Here is a 16,333-nt window from a genome sequence, read left to right as displayed (position 1 = left end):
TCCGGCCGCCGCTCCGGCTCCGGCTCCGGCTCCGGTTGCGGCGCCGGCTCCGGTGCCCGCGCCGGCCGCCGAGGAGCCGGTCCGCCCGCCCGGCGCGCAGCCGACCGGGGAGTCGGGGCCCGTACTGGACTGGCTGCGGGAGACCCTGGTCGAGCTGCTGCACGCGGACGAGGTCCCCGCCGACGCCGACTACTTCTCCATCGGTGGCAACTCCGTCATCGCCCTCCAGCTCCTGGACCGGATACGGGAGCGGCACGGGGTCCGGCTCAAGACGACGGACATCTACGACCATCCCGTCGTCGGCTCACTCGCACAGGCCGTGCACGACCGGGCGCGGCACGCGCCCTCACCCTCACCCTCGCCCGCGCCCTCGCTCTTGCCCGCGCCGGAACCGCCGACCGCCGCGGACGCGCCGGCGGCCCCGGTCGCCCCCGAGCCGGCCGGTGCCGAACTGCCGCCGATCGTCCCGGGCGGGGCGCCGGTGCTGTCGTACGGGCAGGAGCGCATGTGGTTCCACCACCAGCTCGACCCGGCGACCACGCTCTACAACCTCCCCGGCGCCTCCCGGTACCGCGGCCCGCTGGACGTCGGGGCCTTCAGGCTCGCCTGGGAGGACCTGGCCCGCCGCCACGAGGTGCTGCGGTCCAATCTCGTCGAGACCGACGGCCTGTCCGGGCTGAGGATCCGGCCCGAACTCGGGGACTTCTTCACGTACCTGGACGTCTCGGGTGAGGACGACCCGATGGCCGCGGTGGGCGCGGTCATCGCCGCCGCCATGCGCCGGGCCTTCGACATCGCCGACGAACCGCTCGTCCGGGTGACCGTCGTGCGGATCGGCGAGGACGACCACGTCGTCTGCTGGTGCATGCACCACGCGGTGAACGACGGCTGGGCTCCGCAGATCCAGCGGCGGGAGCTGCTGGAGTTCTACACGGCCCGCCTGGAGGGCCGCGCCCCCGAGCTCGATCCGCTGCCGGTGCAGTACGCGGACTACGCGCGGTGGCAGCGCGAGCTGGTGGCCGACTCCCGCCTCGACCGTGAACTGGACTACTGGCGCGAGCGGCTGAGCGACCCGCCCGCCCTGGAGCTGCCCACCGACCGGCCGCGCCCCGCCCGGATGGACTTCGCGGGAGCCACCCACGGGTTCACCATCCCGGGCCCGCTGGTCCTGCGGCTGCGCGAGGTGGGCGCCCAGGAGTCGGCCACGCTGTTCATGGTCCTGCTCACCGCGCTCAACGTGCTGCTCGCCCGCTGGTCGGGCCAGCGGGACATCGTCGTCGGCACCTCGACCATCGGTCGCAGCCGGCCCGAACTGTGGGGTCTGCTCGGCTTCTTCAACAACACCGTCGCCCTGCGCTCGGACCTGTCGGGCGACCCGGGCTTCCGCGAGCTGCTGCGCCGGGTGCGCGGGGTGGTGCTCGGCGCCCTCGACCACCAGGAGGTCCCGTTCGAGAAGGTCGTGCACGAGGTCGTGGGCGATCGCGATCCGAGCCGCAACCCGGTCTTCGACGTCATGTACGTGCACCAGACGCTGCCGCCGGCCGCCGACTTTGGCGGGATCGCCGTCGGACCGGCGCACGACACCGAGCTCCTTCCCCACTTCCCCGGGCTCCCTCCCGGCACCGCCAAGTTCGACCTCTCGATGATCGTCGGCGAGCTGGCGGACCAGGACGGGCTCACGGTCATGATGGAGTACGCGACGGGGCTCTTCGACGCCGACACGATCGCCGCCGCGTCCGAGGCCTTCGTGGAGCTGCTGCACGCCGTCGCGGACGACGGGGAAACGCACTGCGGCGGGCTCCTCGGCGGTCCTCCTCCGGCGGCCGGCCCGGTCGCGGACGAGCCGGCGGCCGCCTCCTCCCGGTCGGCCGCTCCCTCCCGGCCGGAGGGCACGGCCTCCGGGGCACCCGGGCGGACGCTCACCGACCTGCTGGAGGACGCCGCCCGGGACCACTCCGACGCGGTCGCCGTGATCGACGCCGACGGCGGGCTCACCCATGCCGAGCTCCACGAGCGGGCCAACCGGCTGGCCCGGCTCCTGCTCGACCGGGGCGCCGGGCCGGAGTCGGTCGTCGGGCTGCTGCTCCCTCGGCGCGCCGGAACCCTCGTGGCGATGCTCGCGGTACTCAAGACCGGCGCCGCGTACCTGCCGCTCGACCCCGGCTACCCGGCCGAGCGGCTCCGCTTCATGGTCGAGGACGCGGAACCCGTCTGCGTGCTGGCCGACACGGCCGCCGACCCGCATGTCGTGGACGTGGTCAGCCGGACGACCACGACCATCCGGCTCGACGACCCCGCGATCGTCCGGGAGTTGGCGCACCTCTCGCCCGCGGCACCGTCCGACGCCGACCGCCCCGAGCCGCTGCGGCCCTCGCATCCCGCGTACGTCCTCTACACCTCGGGCTCCACCGGAACGCCCAAGGGCGTCGTGGTGCCGCACCGCGGTGCGGTCGCACTGGTGGAGTGGGCGGCCGCCGGCTTCGGTGCCGGGTCATTGGCCCACGTGCTGGCGGCGAGCCCGTTCGGCTTCGACGTGTCGGTGGCCGAGATCTTCCCGGCGCTGGCGGGCGGCGGCAGCGTCGAGGTGGTCGAGAGTCTCCTGTCGCTGCTCGACGGAGACCCGCCGCGCTGGTCGGGCGGCCTGCTGTGCGCCGTCCCCTCGGTGTTCGGCGCGCTGATCGGGGCCGGCGGCCTGGAGGTGTCGGCCACGACGCTCGCGATGGCCGGTGAGCCGCTCCCCGCGACCCTCGCCGCGCGGATCCGGGAGACCATGCCCGGCACCCGGGTGCTCAACGTGTACGGGCCCACCGAGGCCACCGTCTACGCCACCGCGGCCACCCTCCAGGCCACCGCCCCGGCGGGCGACGGTCCGCCGCCGGAGGGCGCACCGCCCATCGGACGGCCGCTGGGCCACGTACGCGCCCACGTGCTCGACGCTTCACTCCGCCGGGTGGAGGACGGCCGCCAGGGCGAGCTGTACCTGGCGGGGGACGGCCTCGCCCGGGGGTACCTGCGCCGACCCGGGCTGACCGCCGGACGCTTCGTCGCCGACCCGTTCGGCCCGCCGGGCGAGCGGATGTACCGGACCGGTGACCTGGTCAGCCGGCGCCCCGACGGGCAGCTCGACTTCCTCGGCCGGGCGGACGCCCAGGTCAAGGTCAACGGCTTCCGCGTCGAACTCGGCGAGGTGGAGGCGGTGCTGGCCCGGCACCCCGCCGTCGCCGAGGCCATGGCCCGCGTCCGGACGGGGACAGGCGGCGAGGCCCGGCTCGTGGCCTGTCTGGTGCCGGTGCCGGGAGCCCGTCTTCCCGGCGGCCGCGTCCTGCGGGACTGGGCGGCCGAGCGGCTGCCGGCCCACCTGGTCCCGGCCGAGCTGGAGACCGCCTCCGCGCTGCCGCGCACGGGCAGCGGCAAGCTCGACCGGGGGAGGCCGCCGGCGGGCGCGCGGCCGGTGGAGGCCGACCCGCCGGCCGCCGAGTCTCCGGCCGGTGACCCGCCGGCCGCTGAGCCTCCGCCCGCCGACGGAGCGCGGGAGGAGCTCGTGGCGCGGGTGTTCCGCGAGGTGCTCGGGCTCCCCGAGGTCGCGGCGGACGGCGGCTTCTTCGACCTCGGCGGCGACAGCATCATGTCGATCCGGCTGCTGAGCCGACTGCGCCGGGCGGGGCTCGTCCTCACGGCGCAGGACATCCTCGAACACAAGACGGTCGGAGCGCTGGCCCGGGTCGCGCGCGGGACGAACGGTACGGACGGCGTGCGGGCCGCCGAGGCACCGCCGAAGGGATCGGTGAACACTCCGTGAGGAACGGGCCGGAGCAGGAGCGCTCGGCGGACCACCCGTCGATCCCGCTCACCACGACGCAGCAGGGGATCTGGTCGGCGCAGCAGCTGGCGTCCCCGGTCCGGTACCGACTGGCGAGCGCGTTCGAGGTCGCCGGCGACCTCGATCCGGGGCTGTACGAGGCGGCCTTCCGGTTCGCCGTGGCGGAGACCGGGCCGTTCGGGTCCCGGTTCGCCGTCACGGCCTCCGGGGAGCCGAGGCAGTGGGCCGGCCCCCTGCCCGCCTGGCACGTGCCGGTCGTCGACCTCCGGGGGGAACCCGCGCCGACGGCCGCCGCGCTGGACTGGATGCGGGCGGACCTGGCCCGCCCGCTCGACCTGGCGAACGGTCCGGTGTTCAGGACCGCGTTCCTGCGCCTCGCCGAGGACCGGGTCTGCTGGTACCTGCTCGTCCACCACCTGGTGGTGGACGGCTTCGGCCTCGCGCTGTTCGCCCGACGGCTCGGCGAGGTCTACGCGGCGCTGGAGCGCGGCGAATCCCCGGAGCCGGGCCACCACGTCCCGGTGGACACCCTGCTGAACGCCGAGCGGGCCTACCGCTCCACGCCGGACTTCGAGGCCGACCGCGCGTTCTGGACGGCGACGATGGCCGGCTGGCCGGGCGTGCCCCGGCCCGCCGCGCCCGGCCACGACGGGCCCGACCGGACGGGCCGGGCGCCGGTGCGCGGTGCCTCCCGGATGCCCGAGGCCCGGGCGGCCGCCCTCCGTGCCCGCGCCCGCGAACTCGGCGTCCCCTGGACGGCGGTGGCGACGGCCTGCGCCGTCCTGCTGGAGCACGTCCGCACCGGCGGCGGCGACGAGGTCGTCGTGGGGTTCCCGGTCGCCGGCCGCACCGCCAGGACGGCGGGCGCCGTGACCGGCCCGGCGTCGAACGTGCTCCCCCTGCGGGTGCCGGTCGACCAGCGCCGGCCGGCCACCGAACTGGTCCGGACCGTCGACGAGGCCACCACCCTCGCCCTCGCCCACCAGCGCTACCGGTACGAGGACCTCCGCCGGGACCTCGGCTTCACCGGGTCCGCCCACGCGCCGTACCGACTGACCGCGAACATCGTCCCCTTCAGCTTCGGCCGGAGCTTCGCCGGGCGGCCGATGACGCTCCGGCAGCTCAACACCGGCGCGCTGGAGGACCTCTCCGTCATGGTCAGGCCGGAACGCGGCCGGGCCGGCCTGATGGTGGAGGTGCACGCCGAGGCCGGGCGGTACGAGCCCGAGGAGGTCGCCGCCGAGGCCGACCGCTGCGTACGCCTGCTCGACCAGCTGATCGACGAACCCGGGCGCCCCGTCGGGGAGTTGGACCTGCTGTTACCAGACGAGCGCAGGCTGCTGGTGCCGCGCGTCGGCACACCCGCGCCCCCCTCGCCCGGTACGTCGCCCTCGCCCCGTACGCTCCCCGAGCTGTTCGAACAGTGGGCCGCACGCACCCCGCACGCCCCGGCGGTCGGCCACGGCGACCGATGGCTCAGCTACGCCGAGCTCAACGCGCGCGCCAACCGGCTGGCCAGGACGCTGATCCGGCGCGGCGCGGGACCCGAACGCACCGTCGCCCTCCTGCTGCCCCGCTCGGCGGATGTGGTCACCGCGATCCTGGCGGTGTCCAAGACCGGCGCGGCCTACCTCCCGCTCGACCCGGACTGGCCGCCGGAGCACACGGAGCGGATCCTCGCCGACGCCCGGCCGGTCTGCGTCCTCTCCGGAACCGACCTGGCAGGAGCCGCGACCGCGACCAGCGACGCCGACCCGACCGATACCGGAGCCGACCCGACCGACGCGGACCGCACGGAGGCGCTGACCCCCGACCACGCCGCGTACGTCATCTACACCTCCGGATCCACCGGCCGCCCCAAGGGTGTGGTGGTCCCGCACCGCGGCCCGGTGGCGCTGCTGCGGGAGGGAGTCACCGGGTTCGGGTTCGGCCCCGACGACACCTGGACGATGTTCCACTCCTGCGCCTTCGACTTCTCCGTCTGGGAGATGTGGGGCGCCCTCGCGCACGGCGGCCGCCTGGTGGTCGTGCCCCGCGAGGTGAGCCGCTCGCCGCGGGCCCTTCTCGACCTGCTGGTGCGGGAACGCGTCACGGTGCTCAACCAGACGCCCTCCGCCTTCCTGGCACTGGCGCAGGCCGACGCCGACGAGCCGGAGCGGGGGCGGGACCTGGCCCTGCGCTGGGTCGTTCTCGGTGGTGAGGCGCTCTCCCCGGCCGTCGTGCGCTCCTGGTACCGGCGGCGCCGGGACTCCGGGCCCGTCCTGGTCAACATGTACGGCATCACCGAGACCGTGGTCCACTCGACCCGGCTCGACCTGGACCACGGCCACGGGACGGCGCGGGCCGTCCCGATCGGCAGGGCCCTGGCCGGCATCCGGCTGTACGTCCTGGACAACCGGCTGCGCCCGGTGCCCCCCGGGGTGGCCGGCGAGCTGTACGTCGCCGGTTCCGGTGTGGCCAGGGGCTATCTGTACCGTCCCGCGTTGACCGCGCAACGCTTCGTGGCCGACCCCTTCGGGCCCGCCGGATCCCGGCTGTACCGCTCGGGCGACCTCGTACGCGCCCGCCGGGACGGCACCCTGGAGTACCTCGGCAGGGCGGACGACCAGGTCAAGATCCGCGGCTTCCGGATCGAACCCGCCGAGGTCGAGGCGGCGCTGCTGGCCGCCCCCGGCGTGGCGGGCGGCGCCGTACTGGCGAGTTCCGGCGCTCCGGACGATCCGGCCCGCACCGGGGCGCGGAGCGGTCGGGGGGCCGACGGGGCCGCCCGGCTGGTGGCCTACGTCGTCCCCACCCGCGAGGCGGCGGCGGACGATCCCGGGCCGACCCTCGCCCGGCTGCGGCAGTGGCTGCGCGGGCGGCTTCCGGCGCATCTGGTCCCGTCCCTGTTCGTTCCGCTCGACAGGCTGCCGCTCACCCCCAACGGGAAGCTGGACCGGGCGGCACTCCCGGCCCCCCGCGCCCGCGCGCACACGCCGTCGCGCGCCCCGGACACGCCCCTGGAAGTTGAACTGGCCAGGCTGTACGCCGAGTTGCTCGCCGTGGAGCAGGTCGGCGCCGACGACGACTTCTTCGACCTCGGGGGAGACAGCCTGCGCGCGACCAGACTGGTCGCCCTGGTGCGCCGAGCCGGCCTCGGCGCGCGGGCGGAGCCGGACGTCAGGGACGTCTTCGACCACCCGACCGTCGCCGCGCTCGCCGCCCACCTCGGCGACCCGGACCGTCCTGGCGACGTCTCCGTGGGACCGGGGCCCCGGCCCGTCCCCCGGCTCCCGCGGGCCGAGGACCGGGGTACCGAGCCGGTCCCGCTCTCCTTCGGCCAGCGGCGCTTCTGGTTCCTGCACCGGCTCGCCGGCCCCGACAGCACCTACAACGTGCCCCTGGTACTGCGCTGGGACGGCGAGCCGGACCAGGAGGCGCTCCGTGCCGCCCTGGGCGACCTCACGGCCCGGCACGAGACCCTGCGCACCCTCGTCCGGCAGCGGGACGGCCGGGCGGTCCAGCACATCCTCCCGGTCGCGGCCGCGCGCCCGGCACTCGCGGTCGAACCGGTCGCCCCGGGCGGGCTGCCCGACGCGCTGAGCGCCGCGGCCGGCCACCCCTTCGACCTGGAGAACGAACTCCCCCTGCGCGCGGTCCTGTTCGCCCACGGGGCCGCGCGGCCGACACTGCTCCTGCTGCTCCACCACATCGCCTGCGACCGCGCCTCGCTGCCCCGGCTGCTGGACGACTTCGCCGCCGCGTACCGGGCCCGCGTCGGCGGTGCAGCCCCGGGCTGGTCGCCGCTGCCCGTCCAGTACGCCGACTTCACCCGCTGGCAGCGCGGACTGCTCGGCACCGACGACGAACCCAGCGCCCTGCGGTCCGGTCAACTCGCCTACTGGAACAAGACCTTGGACGGCCTGCCGGAACGCATCCCGCTACCCGCCGACCGTACCGAGCGGACGGCGCCCGGACGCCCGGCGCACCCTGCCGGCGACACGGTGGCCTTCACCGTCCCCGCGGACGTGCACGGGAAGCTCCTGGAGCTGGCCGCGGACGAGCACGCCAGCCTCTTCCTGGTGGCGCACGCCGGACTGGCCGCGCTGCTCACCCGCCTCGGCGCGGGGACGGACCTCCCGATCGGCACGGCGGTGTCCGACCGCGCGGACGCGGAACTCGACGACCTCGTCGGCTTCTTCGTGAACACGCTCGTCCTGCGCACCGACACCTCGGGCGAGCCGACCTTCCGCGAGCTGCTCGGCCGGGTCGCCCGGGCCGACCTGGCCGCCTTCGCCCACCAGGACCTGCCCTTCGACCTGGTCGTGGAGGCGCAGGGGCCACGGCGGGCGGCGAGCGGCCGGGCCGTGTTCGGCCGGGCCCCGTTCCAGGTGATGCTGGTCCTCGCGCCGGCCCTCCCCGAGAGGCTGGAACTCCCGGGCGCGACCGCCGCGGTGGAGCTGGTCGGAACGGGGGCCGCCGGGTTCGACCTGAGCTTCGGCCTGTCCGAGCGCCGCGACGCCGACGGCACCCCTCGCGGCCTCGACGGCGTGGTCGAGTACCGGACCGACCTGTTCGACCGCTCCACCGTCGAGGCCCTCCGCACCCGCTACACCCGGCTGTTGTGCACGGCCGCCGCCGACCCGGACATCCCGGTCCACGACATCGACCTCTCCGAGGGCACTCGGTAGGGGAGCCCACCGGGCCGTCCGGCCGCCGTCGCCGCGCGCCCCGGCGACGCCTTCCGCGTGTGGCTCCCACACGCCCGGTTCCCGGGTCGACCACGGGCGGTCGGCGGCCCCACGTTCGTCGTCAGGCGGTGGCGCCCTGACGGCGGGCGAGGGCGTCGGACGCCTTGGCGGTGGCGTAGAGGGAGACGCCGAGGGCCAGCACGAGGGCGGCGCCGGCGGCGAAGACGGTGCCGGAGGAGACGGCCTTGGCGTCCGCGGCCTCGGCGCGCGCCGATCCGGTGATGAACGGGACGACCGCCAGGACGGCGATGCCGAGGACGACCTCTCCCCACACGACCTTCGGGAAGTGCCGAAGCGTGAGGTGGAGGAGGGAGGAGGTGTCGTCGGTGCGGCGGGCGTGGGCGATGCGGGGCATCAGCCAGAACTGGTTGAAGGCGCCGGCGGTGACCAGGCCGAGGACGAGGAGGACCTTGACGAGCAGGGCGAGGCCGTAGCCGGTGGTCCACAGCTGGGAGACCGCGCCGACGTGCTTCCAGCTGAGCCAGAGGCCGGAGACGGTGACGGCGGCCACGCAGACCATGGCGACCAGGCTGAAGCGGCGCCACAGGTCCGCCCACAGCAGGCCGGCGTCCGCGCCGAGACGGCCGCGGGTGCTGGCGAGGGCGACGAGCAGGGCGAGGCCGCCGAGCCAGACGGTGCCCGAGACGATGTGCACCTGGTCGAGGGCGAGGTCGAGCCAGCGGTCGAGACCGGCGGGGGCGGTGGCCGGGACGGCGGCGATCAGGGTGACGGCGAGGGCGGCCGGCAGCGCGGTGAGCGCTATCGCGTCGACGTGCCGGCGTACGGCGGGCACGAACAGGGCGGCCAGCAGGACGGCCGTCACGGCCAGGACGGTGTTCTGGACGAGGTAGACGGTGCCCTGGGCGATCCAGGCGCCCTTGGCGGCCGGGGCCTGGAGGTAGTCCCAGAGCCTGCCGGGGGCGAGGGCGTCACCGAAGGGCATGCCCTTGCCGGCCCGGGCGAGGCGGGCGGCGAGCTGGAAGTAGCCGGCGACCAGGAGCACCACACCGGACGCGGCCAGGTAGGTCGCGGCCCTGGCGCGCAGCACCCTGGAGTCGTCGGGGCCCGCGGCGCGCAGCGCGGGGCGGACGGTGGTGGCGTAGGTGACGGTGGTGCCGATGGCCGCGCTGAGGCCGAGGAAGTAGCCGGCCTTGGTCAGGAGGCGCCACAGCGGGGGCAGGACGTACGGGGTGGCGGTGGCGGCGAGCGAGGCAGCGTGCATGGGGGAGTCTCACGTGGTGGTGGGTGGATACGGAGCAAGGTGGTGCGCCGGAGGACGCGCGGGGTGGCACCCGCCCGTCCTCCGGAAACCGCCGACGGGGTGTCAGGTTCCGGCGGTGACGGCGTCCGGTGCCGCCGCGGCCCTGGCGGTGAGGGCGCGGCCGTAGCGGCGCAGGAGGAGGACCGCGGTGGTGGCGAGGCCGATCAGCAGGCCGAACCAGAGGCCGCGGGTCTCGCCGCCGAGGGGGTAGGCGAGGAGCCAGGAGGCGGGCAGGCCGACGGCCCAGTAGCCGATGAGGGTGATGCGGAAGCCGCTCCTGGTGTCGTCGAGGCCGCGCAGCAGGCCGACGCCGATGTTCTGGGCGCAGTCGAAGAACTGCAGGACGGCGACGACGACGAGCAGGCCGGTGGCGATCTTCAGGCCCTGCTGGTCGGCGGCCGCGTTCGGGTCGAAGTAGGGGCGCAGGACGAGGTCCGGGAGCGCGAGGTAGAGGGTGCCGACGACCGCCATCACCGCGGCGCCGCAGGCGAGCGCGGTGTTCTTGATCCGGCGGGCGGCGGCGTACTCGCCGAGGGCGAGTTCGCGGCTGACGTTGATGGAGGCGGCGTGCGAGAGGCCGACGGCGACCTGGAAGACGATGTAGATCAGCTGGTTGACGGCGGTGTGGGCGGCGAGCGCGGCCGGGCCGAAGCTGCCGGCGAGCAGCGCGGTGACGGAGAAGAACCCGGCCTCGGAGCCGTAGGTGGCGGCGATCGGCGTGCCGAGGCCGAGCAGGCGGCGTACGGTCGCGGCGTCGGCGCGCCAGAAGTCCAGGCTCAGCAGCGGCGCCAGCCGGTCGTCGCGGCGGGCGGAGGCGTAGAGGGCGAGGAAGGACAGCAGGTAGACGCTGCTGGTGGCGACGCCGATGCCGGTGAGGTCGAGCCGCGGCAGGCCCCAGGTGCCGTGGATGAAGGCCCAGTTGAGGGCGGCGTTGACGGCGACGGAGGCGATGGTGATCCGCAGCAGCGCCTGGGGGCGGCGCATGCCGACGGTGAACTGGCGGATCGCCTGGAACCAGAGGCAGGGCACGAGGCCGGGGGCGAGGGCGGCGAGCATGCCCTGGGCGCGGTGGGCGACCTCCGCGTCCTGGCCGAGCCAGGTGGCGGCCTGGCCGATGAGGACCATCAGGACGGCGCCGGCCAGTCCGGCGAGGGTGGCGACGGCCATCGCGGCCCGCACCAGGCCGCGGACTTCCCGGTCGGCGTCGGCGGCGGTCTCCTCGGCGGCGCCTTCGGCACGTTCGGCGCGGGCCGCCGCGGCCGCCACCTGGTTGCCGACGGAGGTGACCAGCCCGACGCCCATGGTGCGGAGCTGGTTGAAGATCACCAGGGCGAGGCCGCCGGCCGCGAGGGCCTCGGTGCCCAGGACGCCCATCATGATCGTGTCGGTGGTGGTGAGGGCGACCTGGGCGAGCTGGGTGAGGGCGAGCGGTACGGCGAGGGCGGCGAGCGCGCGGCCGTCGCGCGCCAGGGTGGTCAGCTGCTGCAACTGCTGCATGGTGGGTGTCACGTCTCTGGGGGTCACGTCTCTGGGGTCAGGGCCTGCGGAGTTTGGCGAGGGATTCGTCGATGTCGGTCTCGACGGCCTCGTCGAGGAGGTTGCGGGCCGTCATCCAGTCGTCGTTGAAGACGGTGTCCAGGTACTTCTCCCCGCCGTCGTTGATGAACGCGACCATAACGGCGTCCGGCGGCAGGGTCGTCAGGCGGGCCAGGGCGTCGTGGACGACGCCGCCGGCGGAGCCGCCGATGAGCAGCCCGGTGCGGCGGGCGACGACGCGGGCGGTGGCGAAGGCCTCGACGTCGCCGACCTTGACGCCCTCGTCGATGAGGTCGTAGTCGACGAGCAGGCCGATGGTGGCGCCCTCGGGGGTGCCGGTGCCGGACTGGTAGTAGTCGTGGGCGGGCGGGCCGAAGGCGATGGAGCCCTTCGGTTCGACGCCGACGACCGTCACGTCCGGCACGTACGCCTTGAGCTCGCGGGCGGTGCCGCACAGCCCGCCGCCGGTGCCGACGGCGCCGACCAGGACGTCGACCCGGTTGTCGAGGGCCTGGGCGATCTCCCGGCCGACCGCGTGGTAACCGACCGCGTTGCTGGGGTTGTTGTGCTGCTCGGTGAAGAAGGTGTTGTCCTTGCCGCGGGCCATCTCCTCGGCGAGCTCCTCGCGGGCGGCGGTGTGCAGCTCCTCGCCGTCGGTGTCCGCGTCGACGTACACCAGCTCGGTGCCCATGGCCTTCATGCCGCGCAGCTTGTCGGCGGCGGCGTGGTTGTCGACGACGGCGGTGAAGCGGTAGCCGCGCTCGGCGGCGACCACGGCCAGCCCGAGGCCGGTGTTGCCGGAGGTGGACTCGATGATGTGGCCGCCCTCGCGCAGCTGTCCGCGCTCCTCGGCGTCGAGGACCATCTGCCGGGCCATGCGGATCTTGGCGCTGCCGGTGGGGTTGAACATCTCCAGTTTGAGGAGCAGGCGGGCGCCGTTGTCGGCGCGGGCGAGTTCGAACAGCGGGGTGTAGCCGATGAGGTCGGAGATCCGGGTGACCACCGGGGGGCGGTACAGGGCGTCGGTCATGGCGGGGAGGCTTTCTCGGAAGCGGGGTGGCGTCGGTGGCATCGGCGGCGTGGGTGGCGTCGGATCACAGGGCCGGACGGCGGTCGAGGCGCCAGCGCGGTCGGCCGTCCTCGTGGTGGATGACGACCTTGGCCGGCAGGGGGAGGTCGTGGAAGGGGGACTCATTGGAGTCCATCTGGTAGCCGGCGGTGTTGGGGTAGACGAGGAGGTCGCCGACCCGGGGCCGGGCGGGGAAGGGGATCTTGCGCCAGGTCAGGAGGTCGGAGTCGAGGCAGCTGGCGCCGCCGACGCACGCCCGGTACTCCTCGGCCGCCCGGCCGGGAGAGCGGGGGAGGAGCACCGGTTCGGGCAGGTACTCGCTGTTGAACCACTGCTCGGACAGGCTCAGGCTGGTGCCGTCGACGGTGACGATGCCGTATCCGGCCCGGTCCTTGACGCCCTGGACGACGAAGACGGAGGAGCCGGCCCGGTCGAGCAGCGCGCGTCCGGGTTCCAGCAGCAGCGTCACGCCGGCCTCCCGCAGCCGTCCGGCCAGGTCGGCCCCCTGCCCGCCCGGGCGGGCGGTGAGGATCGAGCGCAGCGCGTCGGCCCCGGCGACGGGGGAGTGGTAGGGGTAGAAGTCGCCCGCGGTGAACGTCCTGCCGCCGTGGTAGTGCCCGGGCTGCTGCTCGGCGAGGAACAGCTCCCAGGCGTCGGCGGGCACGTAGTCGACGGCGAAGCCGCCGCCGATGCTGATCCGGTCCGCCCGCAGGCCCATCGTCCTGGCCTTGAGGCACAGGTCGACGAGTTCGCCCGCGAGGTCGGTGCGCGGCCGCACCTCGTAGCCGGACAGGTGGAAGCTGAAGCCCTCCATCCGGACCCGCTCGCCGGCCGCGGCGCAACGCGACAGCGCGGCGTCCAGCTGGTCGTCGTCGAGCCCGAAGCGGCTGCGGGGCTGGGCCGGCGGGTGACGGCGCAACAGGACGCGGACGGGCCGGGGGACGTCCAGGTGCAGGACGCGCTCCAGTTCGTCGAGGGCGTCGACGGCGATCAGCGCGCCCTGGAGGGCCGCGATGCGCAGCAGGGCCTCGGACTTGGCGGGGCCGGTGACGACGAGGTCCTCGCCGCGCACACCGTGGCCGAGCGCCTCGCGCAGCTCGCCGAGCGAGGCGACGTCGACCCCGGCCCCGGTGGCGGCGCAGCGTTCGACGAACGCGGCGGCCTTGTTGGCCTTCTTGGCGAAGTAGACCCGCCCGTCCACGCCGGTGTCGGCGAGGACGGCGCGGAACGCGGCGAGGTTGGCGTCGAAGCGCTCGGGCAGCAGGTAGTGGAACCCTCCGCCGAGGCCGTGGGCGAGTTCGTGGAGCAGGCCGCTCGCGTGGACGCGCTCGGCGAGGGGGTCGGGGTGGGCGGGCAGGGTCAGCGCCACAGGGCCACCTCGGTGCCCAGGCCCTGCTCGGCGGCGAGTTGGGCGAAGCGGTGGCCGAGCGCGATGTCGGTGACGACCAGGCCGCTGTTGTAGGCGAAGATCCGCTGGTCGGGTGCGGTACGGGCGTCGGAGGCGCCGGAGACGGCGGCGGGCAGTTCCAGGTCGACGGCGGGCAGCTTGCCGTCGGCGTCGGCCAGGTCGGTGCCGGTGACGCGCATCTGGGCCTCGCTGGTGGCGATCACCCGGTCCGCGCGGTGCAGCGTGGACGGGGCGAGGCCGTGGCCGACGAGGATCGCGGTTGCGCCGGGCTTCAGCCAGTCGGCCTCGACGGCGGCGGGGGTGTGGCCGCCGGCGGTGGCGACGATGACGTCCGCGTCCCGGGCGGCCGCTTCGAGGTCGGTGACCAACTCCAGCTCGCGGCCGGGGAAGTGGCGCTCCAGCTCCTGGCGGACGGCGGTGATGCCGTCGGGGTGGGTGCCGGAGAGCAGCAGGCGCTTCAGCCCGGGCAGCGTGGTGAGCAGGAACGGCAGCGCGAGGCGGCCCTGGGTGCCGGTGCCGATCACCAGCGCGGTGGCGGCGTCGGGGGAGGCGCACGCGCGGGCCAGCAGGGCGGAGACGGCGGGGGTGCGCAGCGAGCCGATGCGGGAGCAGTCCATCATGGCGACCGGCAGGCCGGTGACGTCGTCGTAGACGGTCAGCGTCGTGTAGTAGTGCTGCTCGTCGCGGCCCTTGTCCAGGCCGTGCTTGTACGAGGTCTTGAACGCGACGACGTTGCGCACCCCGTCGCGGCCGAGCATGGCGTAGGAGACGGAGTGGCCGTCGGCGGGCTGGACGGTGAGCTTGCGCGGGTTGTCGGACCGGCCGGCGGCCAGGGTGCGGTAGGCCTGTTCGACGGTGTCGACGACGTCGGCCAGGGTGATGTCCAGGCCGGCGAGGTCGCTGGTGGAGAGTACGCGCAGGGTGGTGTCGTCCCGGTCCACGCGGGTGCCCTTTCGGTTCGGTGAGGCGGTGTCTGGAAGGCGGTCAGGCAGGAGGGAGAGCAGGCGGTCAGGCAGGAGAGGCGAGGAGGGCGGGTCAGGCGGTCCAGGCGGTGAGGGCGGCCTGGCCGTAGCCGTGCTCGTCGTGCTCGGCGAGCGGGCGGGTGGGCCGGCCCTCGACCCGGACGGAGGCGCGCTTGAGCCAGCGGTCGGTGCCGTCGTAGCGCGCCCGGAAGGGGACGCGGCCGTGGACGACGAGGTCGTTGTCGACGACCAGGACGTCGCCCGGCTCCAGGCTCACCGCGACGGACACCCGGGCCAGCTCCTCGCCCAGGCGCTCGTAGGCTCCGCGCCAGGCCTCGTCCGTCCCCTCCAGCGGGGTGTAGGCGGGGTCGTAGCGCATGGTCAGGCCCTCGGGGGAGTCGAAGAGGGTGGGCACCGGGGCGGGCCGACCGGGGAACCGCTGGGCCTGTTCGTAGGCGTCGTCGGGCAGGATCGGCGCGACGGGCCGCTTCAGCTGGTCCAGGTCGGCCTGGGCGAGCGCGGTCAGCCGGACGCCGGCCGCGGTGGTGGCGATGCGGTCGTGGTTGCGCATGCAGCACAGCACCAGCAGGTGGGCGCGGCCGGGGTGGAAGGCGTCCTCGGTGTGCGGGGTGAGCAGGACGGAGCTGGAGGCACCGGTCTGCTCGCTCTCGTGGCCGGGCGAGGGCACGATGTTGTGGACGAACCGGCCGTCCTGCTGGCCGTCCCAGGCGATCGGGGTGCCCATCAGGGCGGAGACCAGCAGCAGCGTCACGTCCCACAGCGCGCCGGCGTCGCCGACGGTCGACCAGTGGCCGGGCGTGGGGCCGAGGTCGGTGTCGTCGGGGCGCAGGCCGCGCAGGACGAACAGGCCGTCGGCGGTGTCCACCGGGCGCAGCGCGTGCCGGAGTCCCGCGCTGAGCAGGACGCGGGTCGCGGGCAGGTCGGCCAGCAGGTCGGGGCTGGTCGCGGAGCCGTGGCGGGCCAGCAACTCGGCGGCGGTGTCGGTCAGTTCCGCGGCGGCGGTGGTGTCGAGGCGGCGTACCGGGGCAGGGCAGGTGGGCACGGCGGGACCTTCCGGGGGCGGGACGGGAGAGGGTGTGCGAGCACGCGGCATCACCGCACCGGTGTGGGACGGGCGGGAGCAGCGCGTGGGGCGTGGGGTCCGGGCGGCTCGAACGGCCGGACGACATGAACGTAACAACGACTTCGAAGTAAGGCAAGCCTTACCCGATCCGATGTCTACATGTACGTAGTCTCGGCTTCCGGTGGCGGCGCACATCCCGCGCAGGGTCAATCCCGCTGCTCGCGCGGTGTTTTGGGAGTGAGGGGCGCACGGCCGGGATGAGGGCGCGCTCCGCCGGGCGGCTTGCGGGCGGCCTCGAACTTAGGGTAGGTAAGCCTAAGCAAATTGAGCGAAACCCGAATCGAGGAACGAACGTGCGCGTCACCAGACGACAGCTGCTGTGGGCCGGTGCCGGTATCGGGGCGGCCGGTGCGCTGGCCGCCTGCGGCGGTGGCGCGGGCGGGTCCGAGGACGCCGCCCCGGC

8 protein-coding genes are annotated in these 16,333 nt (G+C 74.8%); 2 read left to right on the top strand and 6 right to left on the bottom strand.

All coding sequences use genetic code 11. The features are described from left to right. Window positions 1-52 precede the first annotated feature (52 nt). Together ACFU6K_RS09880 and ACFU6K_RS09875 are read left to right on the top strand one after the other, a co-directional pair. Window positions 53-3,799 (top strand): amino acid adenylation domain-containing protein, encoded by a 3,747-nt coding sequence (locus ACFU6K_RS09880; protein ID WP_380662007.1) that lies wholly within the window; start codon window positions 53-55, stop codon window positions 3,797-3,799. Further along, window positions 3,796-8,490 carry an amino acid adenylation domain-containing protein gene (locus ACFU6K_RS09875; RefSeq protein WP_380662005.1) on the top strand — a complete coding sequence of 1,565 codons (4,695 nt, stop codon included), beginning with the start codon at window positions 3,796-3,798 and terminating at the stop codon, window positions 8,488-8,490. Before ACFU6K_RS09880 ends, ACFU6K_RS09875 begins: the two co-directional genes overlap by 4 nt. Window positions 8,491-8,611: 121 nt before the next feature. On the opposite strand, the gene ACFU6K_RS09870 is transcribed toward ACFU6K_RS09875, so the two are convergent. From ACFU6K_RS09870 to ACFU6K_RS09845, 6 genes are all read right to left on the bottom strand, one after another. Then, complete coding sequence (locus ACFU6K_RS09870; RefSeq protein WP_380662004.1) at window positions 8,612-9,772, bottom strand: CopD family protein; 1,161 nt, start codon at window positions 9,770-9,772, stop codon at window positions 8,612-8,614. 102 nt (window positions 9,773-9,874) lie between these two features. Continuing rightward, complete coding sequence (locus ACFU6K_RS09865; protein ID WP_380662008.1) at window positions 9,875-11,308, bottom strand: MATE family efflux transporter; 1,434 nt, start codon at window positions 11,306-11,308, stop codon at window positions 9,875-9,877. 37 nt (window positions 11,309-11,345) lie between these two features. After that, window positions 11,346-12,377, bottom strand: a complete 1,032-nt coding sequence (locus tag ACFU6K_RS09860; protein ID WP_380662003.1) for a cysteine synthase family protein — start codon at window positions 12,375-12,377, stop codon at window positions 11,346-11,348. Between the two features lie 64 nt (window positions 12,378-12,441). Further along, window positions 12,442-13,785, bottom strand: a complete 1,344-nt coding sequence (locus ACFU6K_RS09855; protein WP_380662002.1) for a Y4yA family PLP-dependent enzyme — start codon at window positions 13,783-13,785, stop codon at window positions 12,442-12,444. Then, window positions 13,776-14,765 carry an ornithine cyclodeaminase family protein gene (locus ACFU6K_RS09850; protein WP_380662001.1) on the bottom strand — a complete coding sequence of 330 codons (990 nt, stop codon included), beginning with the start codon at window positions 14,763-14,765 and terminating at the stop codon, window positions 13,776-13,778. The genes ACFU6K_RS09855 and ACFU6K_RS09850 overlap by 10 nt, the downstream gene beginning before the upstream one ends. A 94-nt stretch (window positions 14,766-14,859) precedes the next feature. After that, entirely contained in the window at window positions 14,860-15,849 is a 990-nt protein-coding gene (locus ACFU6K_RS09845) for a TauD/TfdA family dioxygenase (protein ID WP_380662000.1), read from the bottom strand. Between the last annotated feature and the right edge of the window lie 484 nt (window positions 15,850-16,333).

It is taken from the genome of Kitasatospora sp. NPDC057512 (genome assembly GCF_042802135.1).
Taxonomy (GTDB): domain Bacteria; phylum Actinomycetota; class Actinomycetes; order Streptomycetales; family Streptomycetaceae; genus Kitasatospora.
The sequence above is the reverse complement of the archived record's forward strand: the minus strand, read 5'-3'. Positions and strand labels throughout refer to the sequence as shown.

What these genes read in the sequence shown, in the direction of transcription:
- ACFU6K_RS09870 (WP_380662004.1), bottom strand. Translation starts at nt 9,772, where the DNA reads ATGCACGCTGCCTCGCTCGCCGCCACCGCCACCCCGTACGTCCTGCCC.
- ACFU6K_RS09860 (WP_380662003.1), bottom strand. Translation starts at nt 12,377, where the DNA reads ATGACCGACGCCCTGTACCGCCCCCCGGTGGTCACCCGGATCTCCGAC.
- ACFU6K_RS09865 (WP_380662008.1), bottom strand. Translation starts at nt 11,308, where the DNA reads ATGCAGCAGTTGCAGCAGCTGACCACCCTGGCGCGCGACGGCCGCGCG.